This window comes from Arthrobacter sp. SDR-2R, from assembly GCF_057747955.1.
Genome location: NZ_CM173231.1, coordinates 3,063,374 through 3,075,341, shown reverse-complemented (window position 1 = coordinate 3,075,341; position 11,968 = coordinate 3,063,374). Strand labels below are relative to the sequence as shown.

12 protein-coding genes are annotated in these 11,968 nt (G+C 66.8%); 5 read left to right on the top strand and 7 right to left on the bottom strand.

Going from position 1 to position 11,968, the window contains the following annotated elements; genetic code table 11:
- Nucleotides 1–127: 127 nt before the first annotated feature.
- Both msrB and AC3ANU_RS14250 read right to left on the bottom strand, forming a co-directional pair.
- Entirely contained in the window at nt 128–694 is a 567-nt protein-coding gene (gene msrB / locus AC3ANU_RS14255) for a peptide-methionine (R)-S-oxide reductase MsrB (RefSeq protein WP_488314752.1), read from the bottom strand.
- Between the two features lie 14 nt (nt 695–708).
- Nucleotides 709–1,200, bottom strand: coding sequence for a hypothetical protein (locus AC3ANU_RS14250; RefSeq protein ID WP_142073487.1), 492 nt, complete (start codon nt 1,198–1,200; stop codon nt 709–711).
- 170 nt (nt 1,201–1,370) lie between these two features.
- On the opposite strand from AC3ANU_RS14250, the gene AC3ANU_RS14245 reads away from it, so the two are divergent.
- Genes AC3ANU_RS14245 through AC3ANU_RS14230 form a run of 4 tightly spaced genes read left to right on the top strand, consistent with a single transcriptional unit; the run spans nt 1,371 to nt 7,003 of the window.
- Nucleotides 1,371–2,642 (top strand): alpha/beta hydrolase family protein, encoded by a 1,272-nt coding sequence (locus tag AC3ANU_RS14245; RefSeq protein WP_488314751.1) that lies wholly within the window; start codon nt 1,371–1,373, stop codon nt 2,640–2,642.
- 1 nt (nt 2,643) lies between these two features.
- Nucleotides 2,644–4,284: a succinic semialdehyde dehydrogenase gene (locus tag AC3ANU_RS14240; RefSeq protein ID WP_488314750.1), complete on the top strand. Its 1,641-nt coding sequence runs from the start codon at nt 2,644–2,646 to the stop codon at nt 4,282–4,284.
- A 1-nt stretch (nt 4,285) separates the two neighbouring features.
- Nucleotides 4,286–5,164 (top strand): SDR family oxidoreductase, encoded by an 879-nt coding sequence (locus AC3ANU_RS14235; protein ID WP_488314749.1) that lies wholly within the window; start codon nt 4,286–4,288, stop codon nt 5,162–5,164.
- A gap of 60 nt (nt 5,165–5,224) precedes the next feature.
- Complete coding sequence (locus AC3ANU_RS14230; protein WP_488314748.1) at nt 5,225–7,003, top strand: multicopper oxidase family protein; 1,779 nt, start codon at nt 5,225–5,227, stop codon at nt 7,001–7,003.
- A gap of 25 nt (nt 7,004–7,028) precedes the next feature.
- Here the strand turns inward: AC3ANU_RS14230 and ybaK are convergent, their stop codons facing one another.
- Genes ybaK through AC3ANU_RS14215 form a run of 3 tightly spaced genes read right to left on the bottom strand, consistent with a single transcriptional unit; the run spans nt 7,029 to nt 8,963 of the window.
- Complete coding sequence (gene ybaK, locus AC3ANU_RS14225) at nt 7,029–7,541, bottom strand: Cys-tRNA(Pro) deacylase (protein ID WP_134164352.1); 513 nt, start codon at nt 7,539–7,541, stop codon at nt 7,029–7,031.
- Nucleotides 7,542–7,551: 10 nt separating this feature from the next.
- Complete coding sequence (locus AC3ANU_RS14220; protein WP_056393656.1) at nt 7,552–8,010, bottom strand: SufE family protein; 459 nt, start codon at nt 8,008–8,010, stop codon at nt 7,552–7,554.
- Between the two features lie 29 nt (nt 8,011–8,039).
- Nucleotides 8,040–8,963, bottom strand: coding sequence for a sulfurtransferase (locus tag AC3ANU_RS14215; protein ID WP_018770763.1), 924 nt, complete (start codon nt 8,961–8,963; stop codon nt 8,040–8,042).
- A 215-nt stretch (nt 8,964–9,178) separates the two neighbouring features.
- Here AC3ANU_RS14215 and zapE point away from each other — a divergent pair, with 215 nt between their 5' ends.
- Complete coding sequence (gene zapE, locus AC3ANU_RS14210) at nt 9,179–10,216, top strand: cell division protein ZapE (protein ID WP_018770764.1); 1,038 nt, start codon at nt 9,179–9,181, stop codon at nt 10,214–10,216.
- Here zapE and AC3ANU_RS14205 read toward each other — a convergent pair.
- Together AC3ANU_RS14205 and AC3ANU_RS14200 are read right to left on the bottom strand one after the other, a co-directional pair.
- Complete coding sequence (locus AC3ANU_RS14205; protein WP_488314747.1) at nt 10,213–11,433, bottom strand: benzoate/H(+) symporter BenE family transporter; 1,221 nt, start codon at nt 11,431–11,433, stop codon at nt 10,213–10,215. The two genes, zapE and AC3ANU_RS14205, sit on opposite strands and share 4 nt — an antisense overlap.
- Nucleotides 11,434–11,598: 165 nt before the next feature.
- On the bottom strand, nt 11,599–11,862 hold the full coding sequence (locus AC3ANU_RS14200; RefSeq protein WP_488314746.1) for an antitoxin: 264 nt from the start codon (nt 11,860–11,862) through the stop codon (nt 11,599–11,601).
- Nucleotides 11,863–11,968 lie beyond the last annotated feature (106 nt).

The window sequence follows — 11,968 nt, the reverse complement described above, 5'->3', positions numbered from 1 at the left end:
AAGCAACCAGCAGGACTTATGCCAAAACAACTCATTCGTAAGAAATGCTTAGCCTCGATGGTTTCCGGGAAGGATCGAGACTGTCCCTCCGCTGTGGGATCAGTCCCGGAACGCTGCCCTCTCCGGTTCAGCTTTCCGGCGTACTGTCCCCGGCATCATCCCTGGCCACCAGCCGGAGTGACACCGAATTGATGCAGTAGCGCTGGTCGGTGGGCGTTCCATACCCCTCGCCCTCAAAGACGTGGCCCAGGTGCGAGTCGCACGACGCGCACCGCACCTCAATCCTTTCCATGCCCAGGGTCCTGTCGTGGATGTAGCGCACATTCCCCTCAGCCAGCGGAGCCCAGAAGGAAGGCCAGCCGCAGTGCGAGTCAAACTTTTCGTTGCTGGTGAACAGTTCGGCGCCACACGCCCGGCACTGATACACACCCTCTGTGTGGGTATCCCAGTACTCACCGGTGTAAGGGCGCTCGGTTCCGGCCTGCCGCAGCACGTGGTACTCCTCCGGCGTCAGTTCCTCCCGCCACTGTTCATCGCTCTTCCTGACGGTAGTTTCCGGGATGCCGGAGTCCTGCTGAGGGGTGTCCTGCGTGGCAGTGTCATGCCGGGCAGGGTCCTGCGTGGCATTGGCCGGTGCCCCGCCAACAACGCCTGCCGACTTGTTACCGAAGATGCTGTTTCCAAAGATGCTCATAGCATTCCCAACGCTCAGGAGTCGCCGATAAATCCCGAGCCCGCGTACAGGTGGAGCACAGGGACACCGAGCTGGTCCTGCGCCTTGTTGGCCCAGTCGGTGTGGAAGGTATCGGCCACGGCATGCGGCCTGGTGATCACCACGGCCTGCGAGGCGCCGGTTTCCCGGACCTTCGCCACAAGGCCGTCCACCGCCTTCCCCTCCACCACCTGGCCGGTCACACCCGAGCCCAGGCCCTCCAGCGCGGCAAGCGAGGTGGCGAGCGTTTCATCCGCGTGCGCCCGCTCGGCGGCGGCGTCCGGGTTGCGGCCGGCGAGTTCCCGGAATGCCTTGGCAACGTCCAGCATGGAGAGGTTTTCGAGGAAGTCCACGAGCAGGTGGCGCTCGGTGTTCGCAGGGACCAGGACCAGTAGCCGGCTGTCCGACCCATCCACCAGCCGTTCAATGTTCACGCGGTCGTCCGCGCCCAGGGGTTCTTCAGTCAGGATGATGATCGGATCACTCATGGCCTTAGCCTAGCGCCGCTCGGGGGCGCCCGCACCGCACTTGGAGAAAGTGCCGGAACACGACCGGAGAGCCGTGCGCCGCCGTGCCGTTCCTGCCCGGGAATGCGGGTATCGGCGGTAACGCCGGTAAGAATAGTCCCATGGCACCTTTCCGGCGAGCGCGCCCTGCAATGACTGCAACCACCAGGGATTCCGGCGGAATGTCGCCGGGGGCGAAGTGGGCCATCGGCGGAGCCGTCGCCGGCGGCTCCGTGGCCAGCCTGCTGGGCGCCGGTTCGTCCGCGCTCGCCGTGTACTTTGCCCGCCGCGTCATTACCCCGGCCCGGCAACGGGCAGCGGACAAGGAACTGCTGGCCGTAATCCGGGACGGGCAGAAGCAGCAGGTGATCCTGGCCGCCAATGACGACACCACCGTGGATGGGGTTTACGGATTCTTTTTCGACGGCGGCAAGGGCCACGCGCGGATCGGCCGCATCATCTCCTACTCGCCGGCCGAACGCACGGTCCTGCGCGAGGTCGAAGCCGTCTACAGCGGCGACCTGTCCACGGCCCGCTGGGGATGGTGGAGCGGCGCCACCTACCCTGACCCGGCCGCCGTCGGAATTCCTGCCGAGGACGTGCTGATACCCGTGGAGCGCGGGGAAGCGCCGGCCTGGCTGGTCCGGGCCAAGGGGACAGCCCGCACCTGGGCCATCATGGTGCACGGCCGCGGAGCCACCCGGCAGGAAGCGCTGCGGGCGGTGGGACCGGCACTGGAGCTGGGCCTGACCAGCCTGCTGGTGTCCTACCGCAACGACGGGCTGGCGCCGTCGGCCGATGACGGACGGTACGGCCTGGGCTCTACGGAGTGGCAGGACATCGAAGCCGCCATTGAGTATGCGCTGGCCGAGGGGGCCGAGGAAATTGTCCTGTTCGGCTGGTCCATGGGAGGGGCCATCTGCCTGCAGACCGCGGACCTTTCCCGGTACCGGCACCTGATCCGGGCCATGGTGCTTGACGCACCCGTGATCGACTGGGTGACCGTGTTGGCGCACCATGCACAGCTGAACCGGATTCCGTCGCTGGTGGGCCGCTACGGGCAGCTGATGCTGGGCCACCCGCTGGGGCGCCGCCTGACCGGCCTGTCGGCACCGGTGGACCTGAAGATCATGGATTGGGTGTCCCGGGCCGTGGAGCTGCGGACACCCACGCTGATCATCCACAGCGTTGACGACGAGTACGTGCCCTACGGACCGTCCGCGCTCCTGGCCGAACGGAACCCGGAGATGGTCACGTTCGAGACGTTCAACCACGCACGGCACACCAAGGAATGGAATGTGGACCCCGAGCGCTGGGAACGGCTGGTTAAGGCCTGGCTCCGGCAGCAGCTCGCTCCGCGCCTCAACCCCGGCACGGGGCTCACCCCTGGAACGCTGGCCGGGCACACCGCTGCGGGGGCGTGACATGGCGGACCAACTCCACGAACAACAGCCCGGGTCGGCGGCCTTGAGCGCGCGGGGCCGGGATCTCGCCGCGGGACTGTCAAGGCTGGTTGCGGCAGCACCGGGCGCCCCGACGCAGGCTTCGCACGCACCCTTTGACGGCACGCTTGTGGGCGAAGTGCCCGTGTGCAGCGCACCCGACGTTGATGCCGCCGTCGGAACTGCCCGCGTGGCGCAGCGGTACTGGGCAGGCGTTTCCGTCGAAGACCGTTGCCGGGTGATCCGGCGCTTCCGCCGGCTGGTGCTGGACCGGGAGCAGGACATCCTGGACCTGGTGCAGGCAGAGAGCGGCAAGTCCCGGCTGAGCGCCTTTGAGGAACTTGCGGACGTGGTCCTGACGGCGGACTACTACGCGCGCACCGCAGAACGGCACCTTGGGCCGCGCCGCCGGAAGGGCGCCGCCCCGGTCCTGACCCGCACCACCGAACACCGTCTTCCGAAGGGAGTGGTGGGGGTCATCAGCCCCTGGAACTACCCGCTGACCCTTGCGGTCTCGGACGCCGTCCCGGCCCTGCTGGCCGGGAACGGCATCGTCCTGAAGCCGGATTCGCAGACGCCCTTCACCGCCCTGCTGATGCTCAAACTGCTCCGGCAGGCGGGGCTTCCCGCAGGCCTGTTCCAAGTGGTCACAGGGCCCGGCACTGCAATTGGCCCTGCCTTGATCGCGCGGGTCGACTTTCTGATGTTCACCGGATCCTCGCAGACCGGCAAGACCGTGGCGCGGCAGTGCAGTGAGCGGCTGATCGGCTTCTCGGCCGAACTCGGCGGCAAGAACCCCATGCTGGTCCTGGCCGATGCGGATGTGGGCAAAGCCGCCGCCGGCGCGGTACACGCCTGTTTTTCCAACTCCGGACAGCTGTGCGTCAGCATCGAACGGATCTACGTGCACACAGACGTCCATGACAGCTTCCTGGCCGCCTTCGCGGCCGCGGTGAAAGGCATCCGCATGGCTCCCGGACCGGACTGGGACATCGGCATGGGATCCCTCATCAGCCCGGCGCAACTGGAACGGGTTGACCGCCACGTCCAGGATGCGCTCGCCAAAGGAGCCCAACTGGTCACCGGCGGACGGCACCGGCCGGATCTGGGGCCGCTGTTCTACGAGCCAACGGTCCTGACGGGAGTCACGCAGGAGATGCTCCTTGCCAGGGAAGAGACCTTTGGGCCGGTGGTGGCCGTCTACCGCACAACGGACGACGACGAAGCCGTTGCCCTGGCCAACGATTCCGACTTCGGACTTAATGCCAGCGTCTGGTCCGCCCGGCGGGGCGAGGCAGTGGCCCGCAGGCTTCTGACGGGAACGGTCAATGTCAATGAAGGCTACGCAGCCACCTGGGCATCCCATGATGCACCGATCGGGGGCATGAAGGAGTCCGGCGCAGGCCGCCGCCACGGCCGGGAAGGCATCCTCAAGTACACCGAGCCGCAGACCATCGCCGTGCAGCGGCTGCTCCGTGTTGCACCCCTTCCCGGCATGTCCAACCGGACCTACGCACGGATCATGAAAGGGGCCATCAGGGTGATGGGCCGCGTACCCCGAAGCCGTCAAAGGACACTGCCCGTGGCGCCGGGACACGCGCCGCCAACATCGCAGGAGGACTGATATGCCCCAGGGAACCAGGCTTTCCGGCGCAACTGTGCTGATCACGGGAGGCGGCAGCGGGCTGGGCCGCCGCCTGGCGCTTGGAGCAGCCCGGCGCGGAAGCCGGGTGGTGATCTGGGATGTGGACGTCCAACGCGGCACGGCGGTGCGCGACGAGATCCGGGCTGCCGGCGGTTTGGCCGAAGCCCATGCCGTGGACGTCACGGACCGTGGGGGCCTAAAGGCCGCGGCGGCTGTTGCCGGACCCGTGGATATCCTGGTCAACAACGCCGGAGTGGTCAGCGGCCTGGCACTCCTCGACTCCACGGAAGAAGCCATCGAAAGGACCATGAAGGTCAACGTCATGGCCCTGTACTGGGTCACCCGCGGCTTCCTGGGCGGAATGGTAGACCGCCGGCGGGGAACCGTGGTCACCATTGCCAGTGCTGCAGCCCTGGTGGGCGTCGCCCGCCAGACAGACTATTCCGCCAGCAAGTTTGCCGCCTTCGGTTTCAACGAATCACTCCGTGCCGAGCTCCGCGCTGGAAAAATTGGTGTCAATACGCTGGCGGTGTGCCCTTATTACATCGACACGGGGATGTTCGACGGCGTCCGGACGCGCTGGCCCCGGCTCCTTCCCATCCTCCAGGAAGAGCAGGTGGCAACCAAGGTCCTGGATGCCATCGAAGCCGGGCGCCGAAAGCTGGTCCTGCCGCCCATCGTGAACCTGCTGCCGGCACTGCGGGTCCTTCCGGTTGGCGTCTTCGACCGGGTCATGGACGTGCTGGGGGTCAACCAAACCATGGACCATTTCACCGGCCGGGCCGCGGGGCCGACTGGAGGGCATACCGGGGTGGCCCACCCCCTTACAGAGGGGACCCGTGACCCTATGACGGACTAAAGCACAGGTTTATCCTGCTGCCCAAGGGGGGATACCGCTGCGAAGAAATGGGGCCCCAAAATGCGCATTACAAGACGACAACTGCTGCAGGCCGGCGCTGTGGCCGGTGCAGGTGTTCTGACCCAGGCTTATGGATCCGGGGCCAGCCCGGGACTGGCGGCCCCTGTTTCCCCGCCCGGTACCTTTACGGAGCAGCTTCCCGCGCTCGCCGACCTGGGGGTTATCGACATGCGGTCCGGCGGCAACCTTGAGTTGTGGGCCCGCAACTCCCGCCACCGCTTCCAGGCCGAAATGGGCCTGACCGACACGCTGACGTACCAGGACGCTGCATCATCCAGGAGTTACCTGGGGCCGGTCATCATCGCCCGGAAGGGTACGCCCCTGAGCCTCACCGTCCACAACGATATTGGGCGGCATCCCCTTGCCTTCGCCATCGACCCCGAGCTGGTCCCGCCTGGCAGCAACGACGCCCGATCTCCCAGGACGGCTGTCCACCTCCACGGCGGCAACACTGCACCAACGTCCGACGGCGGCCCTGGACAGACTTTCCGGCCCGGCGCCTCGTACACCTACCACTATGGCAACAACCAGGATGCGGCCGGCCTCTGGTACCACGACCACGCGCTGGGCCTCACCCGCCTGAATGTCTATGCCGGGCTGGCCGGTGGCTACCTGCTCCGGGACACCCGCAGTACGGGCATCGACACCGGCGACGGGACACATCTTCCACCGCCGCCATATGAATTGCCGCTGGTCATCCAGGACCGCATGTTCAACCCGGACGGCTCGTTTGCCTACCCGCCCAACCCTGAACTAGTGGACGCAGACGGCGCAGCCCGGCCCTGGGCCCCTGAGTTCTTCGGCGATGTTGCCACGGTCAACGGAAAATGCCGGCCCAACCTGGACGTGGCCCGCGGCAAGTACCGCTTCCGGATGTTCAACGGCTCCAACGCGCGGTTCTACGACTTCAAGTTCATCGCGGACGGCACCGCAGTCACTTTCCACCAGATAGGGTCCGACGGCGGCCTGCTGGACGCCCCGGTCAGGCTCAACAGGCTGGTCATGGGACCCGGTGAGCGGGCAGACATTGTGGTGGACTTCGCCGGGCTGAAGGCAGGTTCGAAGGTGGTCCTGGCCAACAGTGCCCGGGTGCCCTTCCCGAACGGGCCGGAATCTGTCCAGCGCGGCGCCATCCCGCTCCCACAAATCATGCAGTTCACTGTCCTCTCCGAGCCCGGCTATACGGTGCCGCTGCCGGCCCAGCTGCGGTCCGAGCCTCTCACCCGGCTCGTGGAACTGCCCACCGTGGCCACCAGGTCCATGGCATTGGTGGAAGTGGCGAACGCCGATGACGTTCCCATCATGGCGCTGCTGAACAACAGGATGTTCGACAGCCCCGACATCACGGTGGTGAAGCAAGACACACTGGAACAGTGGGAACTCATCAACACCACCGTGGACGCCCACCCGATCCACCTTCACTTCACCCAGTTCCAGGTGCTCAACCGGCAAAAGTTCGATGCCGACTCCTACCTTGAGGCCACGGACTACGTAGACCCCAAAACCGGACTCGTCACGCCCGGAAGGGGGTGCGCTGTACCGGTCAAGCCCTTCCTGATCGGCCGTCCCAAGGCCGCGCCGGCCAATGAACAGGGATGGAAGGACACCGTGGTGGCGATGCCTGGCGAAGTGACGCGGATCCGCGTCCCCTTCGGTGCGGCCGCGGCAGGAGGTGACCCACTGGCCATCGGCTCATCCTTCACGGGTGAATACGTCTGGCACTGCCACATCCTGGAGCACGAGGACAACGACATGATGCAGCGGTACGTCATCGAGTAGCCAGGGGCTCCCAGCCCCTGCACTGCTATGGACGGGAGTTGCCCGCAGCCGGCGAACCGATGGGCGCCGCAACAGCTTCCGTCAGCCGGATGAGGTCGGCCGGAGCTAGCTCGATGTCCAGGCCGCGGCGCCCCCCGGACACCAGCATCGTCTCCAGCCGCAACGCGGAGGAGTCCAGGACCGTGGGGGAGGGCTGGCGCTGGCCGATCGGGGAGATGCCGCCCAGCACATAGCCTGTGCGCCGCTGGGCCGCTGCGGGATCAGCCATGGCAGCCTTCTTGGCTCCGAGCGCGGCAGCCATTGCCTTCAGGTCGAGGGTTCCGCTGACAGGTACGATGCCCACGGCCAGCCGGCCCTCCACGTCCACCATCAACGTCTTGAAGACGCGGGACGGATCAATGCCGAGGGCCTCGGCGGCCTCGGTGCCATAGCTCGCGGCCGCCGGATCGTGGGTGTAGGGGCGGAGCACAAAGGGAACCCCGGCCGCGGTCAAAGCCGCTGTGGCCGGGGTTCCCTGGGAGCCGTTCCTGCGTGCCATGGAGGCGGGGTCAGGCGACCTTGGCGGCGGCGGCCACCTTGCGCTTGATCCTTCCCAGCATGGCGGTCATGCCCCTCATGCGCAGCGGGGTGATGGCCCGGGTGAGCCCCAGCAGCTCCGGCATGTCGTCCGGCACGGACAGGATCTCCTCCGCGGACAGGCCGTCCAGTCCCTCGTGCAGGACGCCGGCAAAACCCCGGGTGGTGGGAGCCTCAGCCGGGGCCTTGAAGTACAGCCGCACGGCGCCGGCGGGACCGGCGTCGTTCTTCTCTGTCTCGATGGTGAGGAACAGCGGCGACTGGCACTCCACCACCTGCTCCAGGAGTTCGGGGTGGTCCTTGAGCCGGTCGGGGAGCTCCGGCAGTCCTTCGGAGAACTCCAGCAGCAGCTGCAGCCTCTCGGGTTCGGACAGGGCCTGGAAGTCGTCCACGATTGCCGCCAGGGCGGAAGGCAAAGCTTGAGTAGTCATCGTTCCAAGTCTACGCGGGTGGTCCTGCGTCAGGCTCCGACGGCGACGGGAACGGAACCACGCTCGGCGCCCTTGACGATCGGCACGCGCACGGCGTTGCCCCACTCGGTCCACGATCCGTCGTAGTTGCGGACGGAATCAAAGCCCAGGAGGTACTTCAGGGCGAACCAGGTGTGGCTGGACCGCTCGCCGATGCGGCAGTACGCCACGACGTCGTCACCCTCGGACAGCCCGGCTTCGCCCAGGTAGATGGCCTCCAGCTCCTCCCTGCTGCGGAAGGTGCCGTCAGCTGCGGCGGCACGGGCCCAGGGAATGGATGCCGCAGTGGGGATGTGGCCGCCGCGGAGGGCGCCCTCCTCCGGGTAGGCAGGCATGTGGGTGCGCTGGCCGGTGTATTCCTCGGGGGAGCGGACGTCGATGAGGGGCTTGCCCAGGTGAGCCAGGACGTCGTCCTTGAAGGCGCGGATCGGGGCGTCGTCGCGCTCAACCACCGGGTAGCTGCCCCGGGCGGGGGCAGGCCGGTCCTTGGTCAGCTCGCGGCCTTCGGCGATCCATTTGTCCCGGCCGCCGTCGAGCAGTCGGACATCCTGGTGGCCAAAGAGCGTGAAGACCCAGAGCGCGTATGCGGCCCACCAGTTGGATTTGTCGCCATAGATGACCACGGTGCTGTCCCGGGAGATGCCCTTGGACGCCGCCAGCTCAGCGAAGGCCGCGCCGTCAATGTAGTCGCGGGACACTTCGTCGTTCAGGTCGGTGTGCCAGTCGATCTTGACGGCACCGGGGATATGGCCGGTCTCGTACAGCAGCACGTCCTCGTCGGACTCCACCACCACCAGCCCGCCATTGGCCACTGCGCCGTCCTTGATGGCAGCCGCGAGCCACTCCGTGGAAACGAGCCGCTCCGGGTGGGCGTAGGCTGCGAACTTCTCATTCTGTTCAACCGGGTAGGGCATGGCTTGGCCTTTCAGTAAGAGCACGGGAAACCGTGGAACATGCATTGGAACCTGTTCCCACCCTAGCCAGCGCCCATGACGTTGTCCGTATTCCGTTAATAGGACGAAATGTTGCCTTCGTCACGCCCTCGGTCGGGAGGGAGGCAACCAGCCCGGGTCCGGTCCGCATTGCCGGTATCCTTTCTGGGGACCAACCACCAGCAGAACGGACCACCTTGGTACAGATCGAACAGCTTGCCGCCCGCACTCCGGCAGTTTCGGTGGACGAACTCCTCAAGGGCTTCTACCCATCGCCGCGGTTCGGGGAGGTCTCCTTTGCGAGCTACCGCCCGGACCCCAAGCAGCCCAGCCAGGCCGCCGCCGTGCGCGAACTGGAAGGGTTTGCCGACGGCGTGGGGTCGGGTAACGGAGGCGGGCTGTTCAAGAAGCTGTTCGGCAAAAAGGACGATTCCCGTGCCGGCATCTACCTTGACGGCGGGTTTGGCGTGGGCAAGACCCACCTGCTCGCTTCGCTGTGGCATGCCTCGCCGGGCCCCAAGGCTTTCGGCACGTTCGTGGAGTACACCAACCTCGTGGGCGCCCTGTCCTTCCGCAAAACCGTTGACGCCCTGAGCAGCTACAAGCTGGTCTGCATCGACGAATTCGAACTGGACGATCCCGGCGACACCGTCCTGATGTCCCGGCTCATGCGGGAACTGGCCGACGCCGGCGTCAAGCTCGCCGCCACGTCCAACACCTTGCCGGGTTCCCTGGGTGACGGCCGCTTTGCCGCCGTAGACTTCCAGCGCGAAATCCAGGTCCTGGCGGACCAGTTCGAGGTCATCCGCATCGACGGCGAGGACTTCCGCCACCGCGGCCTCCCCGCCGCACCGGCCCCGCTGAGAAACAGCGAACTTAACGCCCACATGAAGGCGGAGTTCGACGGCAAGACGGTTGCCCAGGACGAATTCTCCACCCTCATCCACCACTTGGCCGGTGTCCACCCCAGCCGCTACCGCCAACTGATCGACGGCATTGACGGCGTGGTGTGGCGCAACGTGGAAACCATCAAGGAGCAGGCTGTGGCGCTGCGGTTCGTGGTCCTGGCGGACCGGCTCTACGACAAGGACGTTCCCATCCTGGCCAGCGGCGTCCCCTTCGACCAGCTGTTCACCGAGGAAATGATGACCGGCGGGTACATGAAGAAATACTTCCGCGCCGTGTCCCGCCTGACCGCCCTGGCGCGTGAAGGGCAGAACCACGAACCGTCCTAAGAGGCGGTCCCGCTGCGCCGTGGCTGCAGCACCCACCGCACCGCCAGCCCGGCAATGAGCGCCCAGAACGCGGAACCGATTCCGGCAAATGCCAGGCCTGAGGCCGCCATCAGGAACGTGACGGCCGGGGCGATGCGGTCTTCCGTGTCCGCCAGGGCAGCCGAAATCGCCGACGCAAGGGTTCCCAGCAGGGCCAACCCGGCCACTGCTTCGAGCATCCCGGCCGGCGCCCGGTTCACCACCGCCACCAAGGCAGCGGAAAAAGCGGCAAGCACCAGGTAGGCCAGCCCGGAGGTGAAGCCGGCAACCCACCGCCTGCTCCGGTCCCCGCCTGCTTCCCCGCCCGCGGCCAGCGCCGCGCTGAGCGCTGCAAGATTGATGGCGTGGCCGCCGAAGGGAGCCCCCGCAACAGTCCCCGCTCCCGTGACCAGCATCGCCGGCTGCCACGGAGTGTCATATCCGAATGACCGCAGGACAGCCACCCCGGGAACGTTCTGCGACGCCATGGTCACCACGAACAAGGGGACGGCGATGCCCACCAGGGCCTGCAGGCTGAACGCCGGCGTGGTCCAGGCGAGTGCGGGCATAAGGCCTCCCGCATCCACCGGCGTCCCGGCGGACGCCAGGGAAATTCCGATCACGCCCAGGGCCATGAGCAAAGCCGCGGGCACCGCCCACCGCGGAGCGAACTTCATCATCACCAGCCAGCACAGGATCACCGGCGCCACAAAACCGGGAACCGTGCCCAGGGCTTTGAAGGGGGCCAGGCAAAGCTGGAGCAGGACTCCCGCCAGCATCGCCTGCGCCAGCGGGGACGGAATCCGCGCCATCAACCTGCCAAGCGCCGGCACCATGCCGGTCAGGGCCAACAGCAGGCCTGTCGCCAGGAAGGCGCCGACGGCGGCCGGCCACCCGCCGTCGGGCATTCCCGCTGCCGCCAGCAGCGCCGCACCCGGCGTCGACCAGGCCAGAGTCACCGGAACCCGGGAGCGCCAGGCGAGGACCAGGACGCCCAGCCCGACGGCGAGGGTCAGCGCCAGCAGGCCGGACGCGGCCTGGGTGGAATCGGCGCCCACCGCCTTGAGGCCGGCGAGGACTACGGCAAAGGACGAGGTAAAGCCTACCAGGGCGGTAACGATCCCGGCGACAACGGGCCGGGAGTCGAACCGCGGCAGTCCGGCCTTGGTTGTCCTGGAGGGTGCGGGGGAGTTGGGCATACCCGGCAGGTTACCGGCGCGGGTTTGGGAACCGGCAATCGGGGCTGCCAAAGGCAGACTGGCCGGGCAGCCGAGGGCATTTTTAAACGCCAAAGGCGCGGGCGCCGCCTCGCGGCGGGACCCGCGCCCCGTTGACGTGCTGGGGCAAGGCCCCGGCCAAATCCTTTACGGAGCCCTGTCCACCGGCGGAACCGGATTTTCAGGAGCTGCCGGGGGAACCTGTTCGGGGGCAGGTGCCTGGCCCGGCGTTCCGTTCTTGTCAATGAGCTTGGAAGCGCCATCCTGGATCTTGTCGACGTGGCCTGCGTACTTGCCGCCGGTCTTCGTGTCGACGAAATCGCCGGCCTTGCTGATGCCGTCCTTGATGGCCTGCTCGTTGCCGCGGATGAGACCCTGAGCCTTGCCCTTTAGATCGTCAATCAAACCCACGAGCACCTCCCTTCTGTCGCGGAGCCAGGTCGCTCCTCGCGCCTTCGATCCTATCCGGGCGTGAAAGGTGTGCCAAGGGAATTCGCCTGCAGCGGATTGGGAATAC